This is a genomic window from Streptomyces sp. NPDC048644 (genome assembly GCF_043199105.1).
Taxonomy (GTDB): domain Bacteria; phylum Actinomycetota; class Actinomycetes; order Streptomycetales; family Streptomycetaceae; genus Streptomyces.
Map to the genome: position 1 here is coordinate 207,448 of NZ_JBICVO010000002.1, position 15,104 is coordinate 222,551.

The 15,104-nt window shown below is 71.7% G+C and carries 18 protein-coding genes; 10 read left to right on the top strand and 8 right to left on the bottom strand.

All coding sequences use genetic code 11. The annotated features are described in order from the left end of the window. Positions 1 to 27 precede the first annotated feature (27 nt). The 4 genes from ACGFNI_RS05010 (at position 28) to ACGFNI_RS05025 (ending at position 3,879) form a co-directional block, all read left to right on the top strand. Complete coding sequence (locus ACGFNI_RS05010) at positions 28 to 168, top strand: hypothetical protein (RefSeq protein ID WP_393680675.1); 141 nt, start codon at positions 28 to 30, stop codon at positions 166 to 168. Between the two features lie 162 nt (positions 169 to 330). Continuing rightward, positions 331 to 1,440, top strand: coding sequence for a cupin domain-containing protein (locus ACGFNI_RS05015; protein ID WP_393680677.1), 1,110 nt, complete (start codon positions 331 to 333; stop codon positions 1,438 to 1,440). A gap of 14 nt (positions 1,441 to 1,454) precedes the next feature. Further along, a complete protein-coding gene (locus ACGFNI_RS05020) occupies positions 1,455 to 2,525 on the top strand; it encodes a hypothetical protein (RefSeq protein WP_393680678.1) in 1,071 nt (356 codons plus the stop codon). A 127-nt stretch (positions 2,526 to 2,652) separates the two neighbouring features. Next, on the top strand, positions 2,653 to 3,879 hold the full coding sequence (locus tag ACGFNI_RS05025; protein ID WP_393680680.1) for an MFS transporter: 1,227 nt from the start codon (positions 2,653 to 2,655) through the stop codon (positions 3,877 to 3,879). Positions 3,880 to 3,913: 34 nt separating this feature from the next. Here the strand turns inward: ACGFNI_RS05025 and ACGFNI_RS05030 are convergent, their stop codons facing one another. After that, positions 3,914 to 4,540 (bottom strand): YigZ family protein, encoded by a 627-nt coding sequence (locus tag ACGFNI_RS05030; protein ID WP_393680681.1) that lies wholly within the window; start codon positions 4,538 to 4,540, stop codon positions 3,914 to 3,916. A gap of 250 nt (positions 4,541 to 4,790) precedes the next feature. On the opposite strand from ACGFNI_RS05030, the gene ACGFNI_RS05035 reads away from it, so the two are divergent. Both ACGFNI_RS05035 and ACGFNI_RS05040 read left to right on the top strand, forming a co-directional pair. Then, a complete protein-coding gene (locus ACGFNI_RS05035; RefSeq protein ID WP_393680683.1) occupies positions 4,791 to 5,645 on the top strand; it encodes a type VII secretion system-associated protein in 855 nt (284 codons plus the stop codon). Between the two features lie 203 nt (positions 5,646 to 5,848). Beyond that, a complete protein-coding gene (locus ACGFNI_RS05040; protein WP_393680685.1) occupies positions 5,849 to 6,256 on the top strand; it encodes a CoA-binding protein in 408 nt (135 codons plus the stop codon). Between the two features lie 15 nt (positions 6,257 to 6,271). On the opposite strand, the gene ACGFNI_RS05045 is transcribed toward ACGFNI_RS05040, so the two are convergent. After that, positions 6,272 to 6,868, bottom strand: a complete 597-nt coding sequence (locus tag ACGFNI_RS05045) for an AAA family ATPase (protein WP_393680686.1) — start codon at positions 6,866 to 6,868, stop codon at positions 6,272 to 6,274. A 170-nt stretch (positions 6,869 to 7,038) separates the two neighbouring features. Between ACGFNI_RS05045 and ACGFNI_RS05050 the strand changes: the two genes are divergently transcribed. Beyond that, on the top strand, positions 7,039 to 7,536 hold the full coding sequence (locus ACGFNI_RS05050) for a GNAT family N-acetyltransferase (RefSeq protein WP_393680688.1): 498 nt from the start codon (positions 7,039 to 7,041) through the stop codon (positions 7,534 to 7,536). Between the two features lie 30 nt (positions 7,537 to 7,566). Here ACGFNI_RS05050 and ACGFNI_RS05055 read toward each other — a convergent pair whose 3' ends face one another. Together ACGFNI_RS05055 and ACGFNI_RS05060 are read right to left on the bottom strand one after the other, a co-directional pair. Further along, positions 7,567 to 8,124 (bottom strand): YbaK/EbsC family protein, encoded by a 558-nt coding sequence (locus ACGFNI_RS05055; protein ID WP_393680690.1) that lies wholly within the window; start codon positions 8,122 to 8,124, stop codon positions 7,567 to 7,569. Between the two features lie 74 nt (positions 8,125 to 8,198). Further along, positions 8,199 to 8,771 (bottom strand): XRE family transcriptional regulator, encoded by a 573-nt coding sequence (locus ACGFNI_RS05060; protein WP_393680692.1) that lies wholly within the window; start codon positions 8,769 to 8,771, stop codon positions 8,199 to 8,201. A 94-nt stretch (positions 8,772 to 8,865) separates the two neighbouring features. Here ACGFNI_RS05060 and ACGFNI_RS05065 point away from each other — a divergent pair, with 94 nt between their 5' ends. Then, positions 8,866 to 9,735 (top strand): EamA family transporter, encoded by an 870-nt coding sequence (locus ACGFNI_RS05065; protein ID WP_393680693.1) that lies wholly within the window; start codon positions 8,866 to 8,868, stop codon positions 9,733 to 9,735. Positions 9,736 to 9,740: 5 nt separating this feature from the next. Here the strand turns inward: ACGFNI_RS05065 and ACGFNI_RS05070 are convergent, their stop codons facing one another. The 3 genes from ACGFNI_RS05070 to ACGFNI_RS05080 form a co-directional block, all read right to left on the bottom strand. After that, on the bottom strand, positions 9,741 to 10,493 hold the full coding sequence (locus ACGFNI_RS05070; RefSeq protein WP_393680695.1) for an acyltransferase: 753 nt from the start codon (positions 10,491 to 10,493) through the stop codon (positions 9,741 to 9,743). A gap of 89 nt (positions 10,494 to 10,582) precedes the next feature. Continuing rightward, a complete protein-coding gene (locus ACGFNI_RS05075) occupies positions 10,583 to 11,113 on the bottom strand; it encodes a gamma carbonic anhydrase family protein (RefSeq protein ID WP_393680697.1) in 531 nt (176 codons plus the stop codon). 93 nt (positions 11,114 to 11,206) lie between these two features. After that, positions 11,207 to 11,563, bottom strand: a complete 357-nt coding sequence (locus tag ACGFNI_RS05080; RefSeq protein ID WP_393680698.1) for a DUF4333 domain-containing protein — start codon at positions 11,561 to 11,563, stop codon at positions 11,207 to 11,209. 329 nt (positions 11,564 to 11,892) lie between these two features. Here ACGFNI_RS05080 and ACGFNI_RS05085 point away from each other — a divergent pair, with 329 nt between their 5' ends. After that, a complete protein-coding gene (locus ACGFNI_RS05085) occupies positions 11,893 to 13,884 on the top strand; it encodes an ATP-binding protein (protein WP_393680700.1) in 1,992 nt (663 codons plus the stop codon). A gap of 80 nt (positions 13,885 to 13,964) precedes the next feature. Then, positions 13,965 to 14,174, top strand: coding sequence for a hypothetical protein (locus tag ACGFNI_RS05090; RefSeq protein WP_393680702.1), 210 nt, complete (start codon positions 13,965 to 13,967; stop codon positions 14,172 to 14,174). Positions 14,175 to 14,274: 100 nt separating this feature from the next. On the opposite strand, the gene ACGFNI_RS05095 is transcribed toward ACGFNI_RS05090, so the two are convergent. Continuing rightward, positions 14,275 to 14,925, bottom strand: a complete 651-nt coding sequence (locus ACGFNI_RS05095) for a DedA family protein (protein ID WP_393680704.1) — start codon at positions 14,923 to 14,925, stop codon at positions 14,275 to 14,277. Between the last annotated feature and the right edge of the window lie 179 nt (positions 14,926 to 15,104).

Consider the following 15,104-nt stretch of genomic DNA (forward strand, 5'->3'; position numbering starts at 1 on the left):
GAAAAGCCCCTCAGCCAAGGAGTCATCATGGCCAAGATGCACGCGACACCCAAGCGCGAGGTCCACGCGGGCCGTCAGCCGAAGCGGATCGGGTTCTCCGTGGAGACGGTGAAGACGGCCCAGGTCAAGAGCGTGCCGAACCTCGAGGTCGACCAGAAGGACGTGTAAGGGAAGGAATCCGTCCAGGATCCGACCCGCCCGGTGGCTCCAGGAGCCACCGGGCGCCCGCCCCTTTGAACCGTAAGGACCAGCGTGTTCGATCTCGAATCCCTGCTTGCCCCGATGCCACTCGATCAATTCCTTCACGAGAACTGGACAACCCGGGGCGTCGTGTTTCGCGGGCAGGACCGGGACCGCTTCCGTCCGCTCTTCTCATGGGATCAGCTCAACCACCTTCTCAATTTCCATCGTCTCCGTTTCGGCGAAGAGATCCGCCTCGCGGCAATAGGCAGAAAACTCTCCGAGAAGCCCGAGACGCCCGAGGAATGGATCAAGCACTGCCAGGACGGCTACACCCTCATCATCAACCAGTTGCAGGCGCGGCTTCCCGTGATCGCCGAACTGGCATCGTCGATCGAGCGCGGGCTCGGCCACCGCAGCCAGGTCAACATGTACTGCTCCTGGCCCGAGCAGCAAGGGTTCGACCAGCACCACGACGACCACGAGGTCTTCATCCTGCAGATCGAGGGGACGAAGCGGTGGGTCGTCTCCGAGGAGACGTACAAATACCCGCTCGACAAGTACACCAACAATTCCGGCGACACAGGCGAACCCAAGGGATCCCCTTACATCGAGACCGAACTCCACCCGGGGGACGTGCTCTACATTCCGCGGGGACACTGGCACTACGCGGTGGCCTGTGACGAACCCTCGTTGCACCTGACGCTCGGGGTGACATGCCGTACCGGCGTTTACTGGTTGAAGTGGCTCGCGGACGAGCTGATGGACGAGGCGGAGTGGAGGCGTAACCTGCCGCCCGTCGTCCGGGGTGACACCACCGAGCTGGCCGGCCACGTCCGCGCGCTGCTGGGCAGGCTCGCCACGCTGGCCGACGACGAGCGGCTGGTGGAGGCGTACATCGCCAACCATCTGACCTCACAGGACAGTCGCCACCGGGAGATCAGCCTGCCGAGCCAGTCGGGCTTCCAGCCGCTCTCCGTGAAGGGCGACACACGTCTGCGGCGGGCCAAGTTCACCCCCGTCAGGGTTGATTACGACGCCGAGTCCGAGCAGCACCGGATTCTTTTCGGCACGAGGAAGATCACACTCGACGGTGCCCCGGATGAGCTGATCGACAACCTCATCCGCCACGATGCGTTCACCTTCGAGGAAGCCAGCGGCTGGGCACCCGAATTCGACCCGGCGGAAGACATCGCCCCGCTGCTGCGGCTGCTCGTCGAAGAGGGGCTCCTCCTGGAAGACCTGTCCCACCGGGGCTGATGGAATATCACGCGATGAACATCGGCCTGATCGAACTCAGCGCACACAGCGAGGTTCTCGACAGCCTCATCCGGCAGATCATCGACATCGGCGGGAAACCGACCGTCTACACCAACGCGTTCTGCGCCGAATCCTTGAATTCCGCTTCCACTGCGGAAGTTGAGTGGCGGATATGCACACCGAATGTTCCGTACGCCGAATTCATGGAACGTTGCAGACCCTCGATCAGCTCACAGGATCACGTATTCATCGTCACCCCGGTCGATGCCCTGTGCGGCCTGCTGTCCGGCGAGAGGGCGGGGAAACCCGCCTACCACTGCCTGGTACACAACCTCAACACGTTCACCTCGCCCGACGAGAACCGGCCCAGCGCGGCCATCGCGAAGCTCGTTCTCCACGGTGCGGCGCATGTCCTTCTTCCCGACCTCCGGCTCATGACACCCGGCGCCCCGCTGCGGGACCGAGCGATCAACATCGCCTACCCGCAGCGCCCGCCCACCGCGTTCATGCGGGACGAGGTGCGGTGCTGCATCCCGGGGAGAATGTACGGCGGCAGGAACCACGACGAGGTCCTGTCCGCGCTGGAACTCGCCTCCCCACGGTTGGCGAGGCCACTTCGGGTCGACTTCTTGGGAGAGCACGCCGGCGAGGAGTCCCAGGTCGCCGTCGACGCGGCGGCGAAGGCGGTATCTCCCGCGGTCGAACTGCGGGATCACCCTGGTTACGTCGCCCAGGAAGAATTCGACCGGACTCTCGCGGAGACGGACTTCCTCATAGTGCCGGTCTCCGAATACCTCACGCGTAACGGCATCACCGAGCGACGTGGTCGGACCTGTGTCACGGGCAACATCAACGACATGGTCCGGTTCGGTCTCCCCGCGCTCATGCCGGCGTTCTACCCGATGAGCGGCCATACGAACGGGATGACGGAACGGTACAACGGCGTCTCATCCCTGGCCGACCTGATCGTTGCCTGGGTGAACAGCGGGGAGTTCAACCGCAGGAAGCGCGCAGCAGCACCGGGTCTGGCGGCGTACCGGCGCGAGTGTCTGTCGGCCCTGCGCACGGAACTGGCCCGCCGGTAGCGGTCATCGCGGAGATGCAGACCCCCTCTGTCCACGTACCGACAGCCCTCGTGCGGAGTCCCGAACCAGGTTCAAAGGAAAGTGACGTGTGCGAGCAGGACACCAACGGCGCTTCACGGAGACGTGCATGAACACCGACATACCCCGCGGCCCCGTACGTGTCCTGACGATCGCCAGTTTCATCACCACTGTCGGCAGCGGGCTCTACCTCGCGGGCAGCATGCTGTTCTTCACCCGCGTCGTCGGGCTGAGCGTGACGGGTGTGAGCGCCGGCCTCGCCGTCTCGACGTTCGTCGGCCTCCTGTCGGGCCTCCCCCTCGGCGCCGTGGCCGATCGCGTCGGACCCCGGGGGCTGTACGTCGCCACCCAGGGAATCCAGGCAGTGGCGATGTTCCTGTTTCCGACGGCACACTCCTTCGCCGGTTTTCTCACACTGGTCACCGTCGCCGCCATCGGACAACGCGGCGCCCAGGCGGTCAGCGGCGCCCTCATCGCGCGGCTCAGCGAGCCCGGTCAACGCACCCGCGTGCGCGGCTATCTGCGAGCCGTCACCAACCTTGGCCTCGGCATCGGTGCCGCCGCGGCCGGCATCGCGCTCCAGCTCAACTCGACGGCGGGCTACACCCTTCTCATCCTGGCGAACGGACTGAGTTTCCTTGCGGCGGCCGGGCTGCTGCTGATGATCCCCTCCGTGGATCCGGTGCCACGCCCCCCGGGCACGCGGCGCATGGAGGCCATGTGGGACAGGCCGTACCTCGCCCTGTCGCTGCTGTGCGGGGCCATCGCCTTCCAGTACGACGTGGTGTCGCTGATCCTGCCGCTCTGGCTGGTGTCGCACACCGAGGCGCCCCGGTGGTGGCTCTCCGCACTGCTGGTGGTGAACACGGCGGTGGTCGTTCTGTTCCAGGTCAGGGCCACCCGCGGCGTGCGGGGCCCCTTGCCCGCCGCCACCGCACTGCGCGGAGCAGGATTCCTGTCCCTCGCCGGCTGTACGGTCCTCGCCTTCGCCTCGGGGGTTTCCGCCCCCGTCGCCGCGGCCCTGCTGCTCGTCGGCGTACTCCTGCTGTCGTCGGGTGAACTCGGCCTGGCGGCAGGGGCATTCGAAATCAGCTTCACGTTGGCCCCGGAACACGCCCAAGGGCAGTACCAGGGCACCTTCAACCTCGCCGACGGCGTGGTGCGGGCAGCGTCACCGGTGGTGCTCACCACGCTGTGCCTCCAATGGGGCAGGCCCGGCTGGGTGGTGCTCGGCGTCATCCTCGCGCTCTGCGGCCTCGCCACCCGGCCGCTCACCCGGTGGGCACTGGCCACACGGACGTTCCCTGCGCCGGAGGCCCCCGCCCCCGTCGGCTGAGGCGTCCACCGATGAGCCATGCCACCCGTCGGCGTCAGGCGTCCCCGTACGCCTCGCCGCCGAGGTCGAGACCCGCCGTGCCGGAGGTGGCGTCGGCCAGCCAGGCGCGGAAGCCGTCGATGTCCGCCTCCGGCAGGCCGACCTCGATGCGGACGTCGGCGCCGTAGGTGACCTCGCGCACGACCCGTCCGGTGGCCCGCAGGTCGTTCTCCACCTTGCCGGCGCGCTGGTGGTCGACGGTGACCGTCGCCAGCCGGTAGCGCTGCCTGGTGACCGTGCCGAGGGTGTCGAGCGCCTCGCCGACGACGCCTCCGTAGGCGCGGATCAGCCCGCCGGCGCCGAGCTTGACGCCGCCGAAGTAGCGGGTGACGACGGCGACGACGTAGCGCACCTCGCGGCGCACCAGCATCTGGAGCATCGGCACTCCGGCCGTGCCGCCCGGTTCGCCGTCGTCGCTGGCCTTCTGGACGCCGCCGTCGGCGCCCAGCACGTAGGCGAAGCAGTGGTGGCGGGCGCCCGGGTGCTCCTTGCGGACAGCCGCGATGAAGTCCTGGGCCTCGGCCTCGGTCGCCACGGGTGCGAGCGCGCAGAGGAAGCGGGACTTGTTGATCTCGATCTCGTGCACGCCCGCGCGGGCGAGGGTCCGGTACTGCTCCTGCATCGCACCAGCCTATGCGGCCGGTCCGCGCGGCCAGGCACCGGCCGGTCCGACGGCCCCGGGCCCGCGCCGCGCTGCGGGTGTCCGCCGTACGGGGGCTCCGCGCACGGCCAGGCGGCGTATCCCCGGGGCCCCTCCGGTGCGTCGGGCAGACGTGCGGGCCGACCGTGGGCACTGTGACCGGGGCGACGGCCTCGTGGACGGGGCCCGGTCGCGTACCCAGAAACCGTACGGCGGGTTGGCGGAGGGCTTCATGGACGACAGCACACAGACGACGGTGGCGGTAGGTGTTCCCGTGACGGGTCAGGAGATGCCGGATCCGCCCCCCGAGGTGATCGAGGCGGCCCGCAGCGCGCCGGACCACTGGCTGGCGATGGTCGATCTCACCTGGACCGGCGAGGGGCCGCCGCCGCGCTGGGCGCTGATCGGGCAGTGGCGCTCGGGCCCGACCGGCGAGATCGAGGAGTGGCGTGACAACCCGGAGTACCGGCCGTCCCCGCAGATGCTGGACTGGGCGGACCCGACGGACCCGGTGGACCAGGCCGTGCAGCTCGCCGCGACCGGGTACGGACCGGCCCAGGACGTGCCGGACGCGCTCGCGCGCGCGCAGGTGTCGGTCCTGGTCAGCGCGACCGGCAGCCCGCTGGCCGCGGCGTCGCCCGAGGGCACTCCGGTGGTGCCCGTGTACACGTCGGACAGCCACCTGGAGTCCGTGGGACGGCTGCTCTACGACCGGCGCCCGGTGGCGGAACTCGTCGGGCAGCTGCCGCCCGGCCATGCGATGTACCTGAACCCGACGGGTCCGGTGAGCATGCTGGTGGACATGGAGGAGCTGCACGCCGCCCTGGCGGCGGCCGGGGCGGGGGCCGCGGATGAGGACGACGCAGCGGACGGCGGCTTCGCCCTGGTGGACGGGCCGGCGGCGCCCCGGCGTCCGGGTACGGCGGCGGGCGGCGCGGAGCCGGTGGGCACGCATCCCGAGGACGGCTCCGAGGGTGCGGACGGCGTCGCGGGCCCGGCCGGCGGACTGCCGATCGGCAAGCCCGCCCGTACCGCGGCCGTCGGCGCCGGAATGGCGAGCAGCGGCGCGAGGGGCAGCACCGGCTGACATTCCGGCACACGATCCCGCCCCGCCCGTCTTCCCCTTCGGGCGGGGCGTTCCGCTGCCCGGGGGCATCGCGGAGGAACCGGGCGGCTGCGCGGGGAGGGCGGCGGGGCGAAGCGGCCGGGGAAATACGTTCGGATCGGGAATCCCTGCGCGGGGCCGTCCGTTTCCCGGGCAGGAGACTTCCCTTCCGCAGGAGGCAGCGCGTGTACGGCGATCCCGCAACGATCCGCAGAATGCTCACCGAGCTGGGTGACACCTGGGCCGTCGTGGGCCTGTCGTCGAATCAGCAGCGGGCCGCGTACGGCGTCGCGGAGGTGCTGAAGCGCCACGGCAAGCGGGTCGTGCCGGTGCATCCGAAGGCCGAGACGGTGCACGGCGAGAAGGGGTACGCGTCGCTGTCGGAGATACCGTTCCCGGTCGACGTGGTCGATGTGTTCGTCAACGGCGGGCAGGCAGGTGCCGTCGCCGACGAAGCCGTCGCGGTCGGCGCGCGGGGTGTGTGGTTCCAGCTCGGGGTCGTGGACGAAGCGGCCTGGCATCGGGTGCGCGACGCGGGCCTCGACATGGTGATGGACCGCTGCCCGGCGATCGAGATACCGCGGCTGCGCTGAGCGTTCGTCCGCCGCTCAGCCGATGGCCTGCCGGGTGCGGGCCGCGAGGGTGTGCCACGGGCGGGCGGTGACCACCGGCAGGGAGTGCAGGCCGGCCTGGTGGCTGAGCCAGTGTGAGTACTCAGCGCTGACCTGCGCCCGGTCTGTCTGCGCCGCGAGGTCCGGTTCCCGGGAGGCGTAGTTGGCGGTGATCTGCTCGGGGTCCGCTTCGTGCAGGAACACCGCACGTACGCGGCGGCCGGCCGCCGTTCCCTCCCGGACGGCCCGGGTGGCGGCGGCCGGGGTGAGGTAGTCGCCCTCGATCACGGCGGGTACGTCGACGGTCAGGCGGTTGCGTACCACGCCGAGCGCCGCGGGTTCCAGGGCCTGTGCGGTGGCGATCTGGCGGTCGAGGACCTGTCCTGCGGGGAGTCGGGCCGGGTCGGTGTCGTGGTCGAAGTGGTGGAGGTCCGGGTGCTGTTCGGCCGTGGTGATCGCCTGTACGGCGCTGACGACGTCGTCGAACTCGACGACGAAGCCCTGTGATTCCTCGGCGAGACGGGCGGCGAGGCGGCTCTTGCCGACACCGGAAGCCCCGCCGAGCAGCACGATGTCCCATGAGGTTGATGTCACGGGCGTGACGGTATCGCGCGGGGCCGGGCGTGTGACCAGGGGGTTCTCCGCGACCGGTCGGCCGGCGGTCGGCATCCCAACAGGCGTGGCCGGAGCGGTGGTTCGGGCGGCCGTCCGGCCCTTGGGATACCCCGTTCAGGCCCGGGTGGCCGCTGCGCTAGCGTCCGGGCATGATCACGCCACGTCCCGCCGTGCCCGAAGACGCCGCCGAACTGGTCCGGTTGCGCCGCCTGATGTTCTCCGCGATGAAGGGCCGCGACGAGCCGGGGGAATGGGAGCGGCACGCCGAGGAGGTGGCGCGCCGTCAGCTCGCGGATCCTCAGGGGCCGCTCGTCGCGTTCGTGGTGGACGGCCCCGCCGGGGAGGGTGCACCGCGCCTGGTGGCCTGCGCGGTGGGCACGGTCGAGCAGCGGCTGCCCGCGCCCGGCCATCCATCGGGCCGGTTCGCCTTCGTCTTCAACATCTGTACGGACGTCGGTCACAGGGGGCTCGGTCACGCGCGGGCGACGACGGAGGCGCTGCTGGACCGGTTCGCCGAGCTGGGCGTGACCCGGGTCGACCTGCACGCCACGGACGACGCGGAACCGCTGTACCGCAGCCTGGGCTTCACCGAGCACTCCACGGCGCTCTCCCTGGACCTGCGGTCCCGTTCGTCGGGCGCCGGGTGAGCGGGGCCGGGCCGCCCCGGATGTGGACCGTCAGGCCACGCCCAGCCCGTCGATGACCGTGGCGCCGGGGAGTTCGGCCAGTGCCTTGCCGGGCGCGATGATCTTGCCGCGTCGCCGGCCGCTGCCGATCAGCGCGTACGGGATGTCCGCGACGGCGGCGTCCACCAGCACCGGCCAGTTGCCGGGCAGGCCGATCGGGGTGATGCCGCCGTACTCCATGCCGCTGTCGCCGACAGCGGTGTCCATCGGCGCGAACGACGCCTTGCGGGCGCCGAGTTGGCGGCGCACCACGCCGTTGACGTCGGCCCTGGTGTGCGACAGCACGAGGCAGGCGGCCAGGGTGACCTCGCCGCCGCGCTTGCCCGCCACCACGACGCAGTTCGCCGACTGCTCCAGCAGCCAGGCGCCGTAGTGCTCGACGAGCAGCGCGGTGTCCGCGATCGCCGGGTCGGTGTCGGCGTAGCGGATCTCCTCCACCGGCACGGATCCGCGCCAGTCGCGGAGGGCGGCGGCCACGGGATCGGGCAGCAGGTCCAGGCACTCGATCGCGGGCCGGACATCGTCGAAGGCATCCATGGGCACGGGCATGCCGCCAAGCTAGCAGGCACCACGGGCCCGGCAGCGGCCCGTCTCAGGGGGCGAGAGGGGCCGCGGTCTGCGGGTCAGTGGGCGGGCTGGATGAGTACGGACATGGTCATCTCGACCGGTTCGGCGCCGTCGTTGCGGTAGCCGTGGACGACCTTGGCCTCGAAGGTGGCCGATGCGCCGGCGGGGACGGTGTGGTCGGTGCCGTCGACGGTGAGCGTGAGGGTGCCGGTGCGGACGTGGAGCAGTTCGACGGTGCCGGGCGGGTGCGGGTCCGACTGGCTGGTGTCGCCCGGCATCAGCAGCCAGTCCCAGAGTTCGTAGGGCCCGGGGGCCTCGGCGCCGACCAGGAGGGAGGTGTGGCTGCCGGCCTCGGTCGACCACATGCGGATGGCTTCGCCGGGGGCCACCACCCGTACCTGCGGCCCCTGTTCGTGGTCGAGGAGGGTGACGATGCTGACGCCGAGGGCGTCGGCGATCTTGACGGTGGTGCCCACGCTCGGGTTCGTACGAGCCTGTTCGATCTGGATGATCATGCCGCGGCTGACTCCGGCGCGGGCGGCCAGCGCGTCGAGGGTGTAGCCGCGTTCGGTGCGCCAGCGCTTGAGGTTACGGGCGAGCGACTGCGTGATCTGGTCGAGGTCCGTCACGGTCCGTCCAATATATTGAATGCCATAGTCGCGATTATTGAACTACGGTGTGCTGCACTTCAGCGTTCAACCCACAGTACTGCGAGGTTTCACCATGACTGCGGTCTTCGCCCTGGCCACGAGCCTGCTGTGGGGGCTCGCCGACTTCGGCGGCGGACTGCTCACCCGGCGCCTGCACGCGCTGACCGTGGTCGTGGTCTCGCAGACCCTGGCCGCCGTGGTCCTGGGCGCCGTCGTGCTCGCCACCGGCGGCTGGCGGGAGGCCGGCGGTTCGCTGTGGTTCGCGGTCGCCGCCGGTGTCGTGGGCCCCGCAGCGATGCTCTGCTTCTACCGCGCCCTGGCGCTCGGCCCGATGGGCGTGGTCTCCCCCCTCGGCTCGCTGGGCACCGTCGTCGTCCCGCTCGGCGTCGGCGTCGCCCTGGGCGAGCGGCCGGGCGCGATGCAGGCGGTGGGCATGGCGGTGGCCGTGGCGGGGGTCGTGCTGGCCGGCGGGCAGCGGATGGGCGGCGTGTCCGTGCCGCGCCGGACGATCGCGCTCACCCTGGTCTCGGCGTTCGGCTTCGGAGCCGTGATGGCACTGATAGCCGAGGCGTCGACGAACGTCACCGGCCTCTTCCTCGCCCTGTTCGTCCAGCGCCTGTGCAATGTCGCGGTCGGTGGCGCCGCCCTGTACGCCACGGTGCGGCGCGGTACCCCCGCGCTGCCCGGCGACGGGCTGCCCGCGCTGCGGGGCGCGCTGCCCGCCCTCGCGTTCGTCGGCATCGCCGATGTCGCGGCCAACGGCACCTACGCGCTTGCCGCGCAGCACGGCCCGATCACCGTCGCCGCCGTACTCGCCTCGCTCTACCCCGTCGTCACCGCGCTCGCCGCGCTCGGCATCCTCAAGGAGCGGCTGCGCACGGTCCAGGCGGCGGGCGCCTCGCTGGCCCTGCTGGGCACGGTCCTGCTGGCATCCGCCGGCTGACCGGCTCAGCCGGCGTCCGCGGCGGAGCGCTCGTCAGCCGACAGCGCCAACAGCTGCTCGGGCGTGACCCCTTCGGGGATCGGCACCGGCGCCGGGGTGCGCAGCGGCGGCTGCCACCCGGCCCGCGGATCCCAGCGCCTTACGACCTTCGCGGGCGCCCCGGCCACCACCGCGTGATCGGGCACCTCGCCGCGTACCACCGCGCCCGCCGCGACCACGACGTTCCGGCCGAGCCTGGCGCCGGGCAGGATGACCGCTCCGGTGCCGATCCAGCTGCCAGAACCGATCTCGACCGGATCGGTGCGCGGCCACTGCTTGCCGACCGGCACGTCCGGGTCGTCGTAACTGTGGTTGGTGGTGGTGACGTAGACCCCGGGGCCGAAGAAGCAGTCATCGCCGATCGTCAGCCGGACATCGGCGATCACATGGCTGCCGCGGCCGAGCACCACGCCGTTGCCCAGCGTGAGGATCGGGTCGGGACCGAGATCGAGATCGGGCATCATGCCCGCGGTCAGCGTCACGTCCTGGGCGATGATGCAGTGATCGCCGATCTCGATCCACGGGTCGCCGAACACCGTCCCCTGCGGGTACGCCAGCCGGGCGCCGGTGCCGATGCGGCGGAAGCGGTAAGGGCCCGGCCGCTCGGCGGTCACGGCCGCGGCCTGCCGCACCCAGCGCGTGCCGCGGTGGACGAGGCGCGATACGGCCCGGCGCCGCCAGGCCACGAAGGATGAGAACACGTTCTGGTTCGACGGCACCCGGACACCGTACTCAGCACACAACGCGACCGGCCGCGCACCGCCCTGTGATCTTCGCCCCACCGTGCGCCGCCCCGGCGCGCCCGGAGTCAGCCGGTGACGGACTCGCGGTGCGCATCCGCCAGTTCCCGGTACATCGCGGCGTTGACCTTGATGCCATCGCGCTCCTCATCGGTCAGCTCCCGCTTGACCTTGGCGGGCACCCCGGCCACCAGCGAGCCGGGCGGCACGACCATCCCCTGGGGCACCAGCGCCTGCGCGGCGATCAGCGAACCGGCGCCGATGTGCGCGCCGTTGAGCACCGTCGCGCCCATGCCGACCAGGACGTCGTCCCCGACGGTGCAGCCGTGCAGCACGGCGTTGTGGCCCACCGAGACGCGGTCGCCGACGGTCACCGGGAACCCGGGATCGACGTGCACGGTGCAGTTGTCCTGGATGTTGCTGTCCGCCCCCAGGACGATCGGTCCGCAGTCGGCGCGCAGCACCGCGTGGTACCAGACGCTGGATCCGGCGCCCAGCGTCACCTCACCCACCACGACCGATGTCGGTGCGGTGAAGGCCGTCGGGTCGATGCTCGGTGCGGTGCCGCCCACACCGGCGATGAGTGCGCCCTGCGCCATTGCCGTTCTCCTTCGTCCGTACGTGATCGCGCCGGGTGCACAGTAAGCGACGGGCCACGGGCGGGAGTCGGCGGGAGGGGTCCGGCCAGAAGGTCAGGGGTGCGGTGCGTCGTGCACGTACGTGATCCGTCCGCGGCCGACCCTGACGACCCGTACGGTCATCCCGCGGTCCGTGCCGCGCAGGTAGTGGGCCGTGCAGTGGACGCGCGCTCCCTTGACGGCCCGCAGGGCGCCGCGGCAGTCGACCGAGCGCGGACCCTTGGGGATCAGCGGCAGCGAGAGGTGCCCGGCGATCGACGAGGCGACCTCGGTACCCGGAACGGAGTGGCTGACGCGGTCCACCTTGCTGGTCGCATACCGGTCGAGCATCCAGTGCGCGCCGGCGGCGAGCCCACCGGCCAGCAGCGCCATGCCGGCCAACGCCAGGCCGACAGCCCGCAGATACCTCACAGCTTTCCTCCTGCCGGACCTGCCACGAACCCCGGACGCACCGCGGGTGGCCGGATCACGGGTCCATTGTTGTGGATCATCCGGCGGCGGCAACACGAGTGCTCCGGATGCCGCGGTCCGCCGATGTGGCGTCAGACGGTGGCGCTTCGGGCACGGCCCGCGCATCCGGCCCGCCGACCCGTCACGCAACCGGCCGGGTCACGTCAAGCACGCCACGCGCCATTCCCTCGATAGATGTCCGCCGCCATGGTTTGCCCAGCGGCCGGTTCTGGCATCGTGGTGAGCCGACGAGGATGGGCGCGGCGCCGTGCCGTGAACGGGGATGACCGATGAGCGCGTGGGCGGATCACCGGCCGCTGCCCGAGATGGTGGGGCGGGCCGTTGAGCAGCAGGTGGTGTCCGAGCTGGTCGACGGCGCGCCCCTGACGACCCTCACCGGACCGGCAGGTGTGGGCAAGAGCCTGCTGGCACACGCCGTGCTGGAGGACCGCGCCGCGCGCCTGGACGGCACCGTGGTCCGGGTCGGCTGCTGGGACGGTCTGGCCGACGGCGGACTGGCGGACGCACTGCTGCACGCGGCGGGCCTGGACGGCGCCGATGCGACGTCCGGGGCCGGGGCGACGGGTGGCACGAACGGAGTGCCCGGGAGCGGGGTCGCCGCGCTCGCCGCGTACTGCGCGACGGAGCGTGCCACGCTGCTGCTCGACGACTGCGATCCGGTGTCCGCCGAATGTGCCCGGCTGGTCGAGCGGTTGCTGCGGGCCGGGCCCGACCTGCGCATCGTGGTGACGTCGCGGCGCCCGCTGGGGCTCGCCGGGGAACAGGTGATGTCCCTCGCGCCGCTTCCGGTGACGCTGGGCGAGGGGATCGCGGGCCCCGCCGTCGAGTTGCTCGCCCAACGGACAGGACCGGCGGCGCCGGAACTGCTCGTCGCGGTCTGCGAGGCGCTGGAGGGCTCGCCGCTCGCCATCGCGCTGGCCGCCCGCCAACTGGACCGGATGTCGCTGCCGCAACTCGCGGCGGAGGCCGGTTCCGAAGGCCCGCTGTTCCACTCCGGTCCCGCCGCGACGGTCCGGCACACCTCGCTGTACGCCGCGCACGCCGCGGGCTACGCCCTCTGCTCCCCCGTCGACCGGCGCGTCTGGGCCCGGCTCTCGGTGCTGCCCGGCGACTTCGATCCGTGGCTCGCGGGCTGCGTATGCAGCAGCAGTGACGTTCCTGCGGCCGAGGTGGACGCAGCCCTGGAACGGCTCGGATCCGCGTCCGTCCTGGAACGCGTACGGGACGCGGGTGGCGGGCCGCCGGACAGCCGGGCCGCACTGCCGCCCCGCTACCGACTCCCGCGCGGCGCCCGGGACTTCGGGCGCACCCAGCTGCGCGAGGCGGGCGAGGAACCGGCCGCGCTGCGCCGCTTCCGGCAGGCCGTCGCCGCGCTCGCGGCCGAGGCGCAGATCGCCTGGCAGGGGCAGGACCAGCAGGTCGCCGTCCGGCTGGTGGAGGACGAACAGCACCATCTCGACGCGGCCCTGACCCGCCCGCCGCTGGACGCCGAGGACGCGCTCGGCGCGCTGGAGATCGCGGTGTTCCTGTGGTTCCGGTGGGGGGCGTGCGGCTTCCGGAGCGAGGGCCGGGCGCATCTCGACCGGCTGCTGCTGCTCTCCCGGGACGACACGGCGCTGCGCGCACGTGCGCTGTGGCTGGCGGGCTGGCTCGCGGCGCAGGAGCACGCGCTGGGAACCGCGGACGCGCTGCTCGACCAGGCGTGGGCGGCGGCCGTGATACACGGTGACTCCGACGGTCTGGCCCGTGTCGCCCATGCGCATGCCGTGGTGGCGCTCTACCGCGGGGACAGCGCGACGGCCGTGGCGTGCCTGGAGGAGGCGTCCGGACACCGGTCCCTGGACGTCTGGTTCGGCCCCGGTCCCGCGCACAGCCGCGCCCTGTTGTCGATGGCGCTGGCGCCCACCGCGCCGGACGAGGCACGCGACGCTGCCCGCCGGGCCTGGGAGGGACGGCACTGCGACGGGGACTTCTGGCTGCACTCGAACGTGCTGTACGCCAGGGCCCTCATCGAGCAGGCGCACGGCAGCCGCGAGGCCGCCCTGCGGGCCTGGCGCAAGGCGCTGGCGGCGAAGAAGGTCGTCGGCGATCCGCTGCTCGTCAAGGGCGCCGAATTCCACGTCGCGAACCTGCGGACGGGCGGCCGGGGCGGCGCGGCCTATCCGGCGGAGGCGGACGACGGGCCGCGCTGGTGGCAGCGGGAGGCCGGGGACGGTGACCGGAAGGCGCGGTTCTTCTCGCGGCTGCGGAGCGGGGCGTAGCCGCGGGAGCCCCTCACCGAAGGTGACCAGGACCTCACGTTCGGCATGCGATCATGCCGGGCCGGTCGCACCCTGGTGTCATGAAGCGCGCACCTGTGATCGTGCACCCTCCCTGCTCAGGCGGGCGTCGTGTCACGCTCCGCGGGCAGGACCTCGGACGGGCCCGCCGCCCCGGTGACGTGGCCGCGTTCCTGCGCCGCGCCGGATTCCCCGCGGCGCATCTGGCCTGGGACGACACCGGCGTCTTCGAGTGGCGCGACGGCGGACCCGACATCTGGTACACGCCCTGACGGCAACGGCAACGGCCCGGCAGCGCAGGACTGCCGGGCCGGTGTGGTCAGGTGGCCGCCGCTCCCGGTGGTCGGCCGGTGCGGGGGCGTCCGACGCGGGTCAGTCGACGGTGGCGGAGACCGGGGCCTCGGCGGCCTCGCGTTCCGCGGCGGCCTTCTTCGCCCGCTGCTTCATGACCACGAACGAGCCGATGCCGAACAGCAGGGCGGCGACGAGCCCGAGCCAGGAGAACCGGTTGAGCCAGGGCTCGGCGACGATGCCGACGCTGTAGATCAGCGCGGTCGTCCCGCCGGCCCAGACGATGCCGCCCAGGACGTTGGCGATCAGGAACTTCCAGTACGGCATCTTCAGGACGCCGGAGAGCGGTCCGGCGAAGATGCGCAGCAGCGCGATGAAGCGGCCGAAGAAGACCGCCCACATGCCCCACTTCTCGAACTTCTCCTCGGCCATCGCGACGTGGTCGGGGCCGAAGTGCTTGGGGAACTTGCGGCCCGCCCAGTCCAGCAACGGCTGGCCGCCCTTGCGGCCGATGAGATACCCGATGGAGTCACCGATGATCGCGCCGGCCGACGCGCACGCGCCCAGCACGACGGGGTCGATGTGGTCCTGGGTCGCGGCGAGGATCGCCGCGCTGACGAGGACGATCTCGCCGGGCAGCGGGATGCCCAGGCTCTCCACCCCGATGACCACCCCCACCAGGAGGTAGACACTCACGGCCGGTACCGTCCCGAGCCACTCCTGGATATGCAAAGCCGCTTCCTCCGCACGATGTCGGGCCCCCGTGGGCCGCTGGCCGGTGTCACCGAAGCCGGTGCCGGCGGATTCCCCCGCGCGCCGGACAGCGCGCCCGGGAAGGGTACTCGATCGCCCTTCCCGCACGACGCCGCCAACGCGCGTGCAGGGACACCTCGGTCACACCGGCCGCACGG

What these genes read in the sequence shown, in the direction of transcription:
- ACGFNI_RS05010 (WP_393680675.1), top strand. Translation starts at nt 28, where the DNA reads ATGGCCAAGATGCACGCGACACCCAAGCGCGAGGTCCACGCGGGCCGT.
- ACGFNI_RS05020 (WP_393680678.1), top strand. Translation starts at nt 1,455, where the DNA reads ATGAACATCGGCCTGATCGAACTCAGCGCACACAGCGAGGTTCTCGAC.
- ACGFNI_RS05025 (WP_393680680.1), top strand. Translation starts at nt 2,653, where the DNA reads ATGAACACCGACATACCCCGCGGCCCCGTACGTGTCCTGACGATCGCC.
- ACGFNI_RS05030 (WP_393680681.1), bottom strand. Translation starts at nt 4,540, where the DNA reads ATGCAGGAGCAGTACCGGACCCTCGCCCGCGCGGGCGTGCACGAGATC.
- ACGFNI_RS05035 (WP_393680683.1), top strand. Translation starts at nt 4,791, where the DNA reads ATGGACGACAGCACACAGACGACGGTGGCGGTAGGTGTTCCCGTGACG.
- ACGFNI_RS05050 (WP_393680688.1), top strand. Translation starts at nt 7,039, where the DNA reads ATGATCACGCCACGTCCCGCCGTGCCCGAAGACGCCGCCGAACTGGTC.
- ACGFNI_RS05055 (WP_393680690.1), bottom strand. Translation starts at nt 8,124, where the DNA reads ATGCCCGTGCCCATGGATGCCTTCGACGATGTCCGGCCCGCGATCGAG.
- ACGFNI_RS05065 (WP_393680693.1), top strand. Translation starts at nt 8,866, where the DNA reads ATGACTGCGGTCTTCGCCCTGGCCACGAGCCTGCTGTGGGGGCTCGCC.
- ACGFNI_RS05075 (WP_393680697.1), bottom strand. Translation starts at nt 11,113, where the DNA reads ATGGCGCAGGGCGCACTCATCGCCGGTGTGGGCGGCACCGCACCGAGC.
- ACGFNI_RS05085 (WP_393680700.1), top strand. Translation starts at nt 11,893, where the DNA reads ATGAGCGCGTGGGCGGATCACCGGCCGCTGCCCGAGATGGTGGGGCGG.
- ACGFNI_RS05090 (WP_393680702.1), top strand. Translation starts at nt 13,965, where the DNA reads ATGAAGCGCGCACCTGTGATCGTGCACCCTCCCTGCTCAGGCGGGCGT.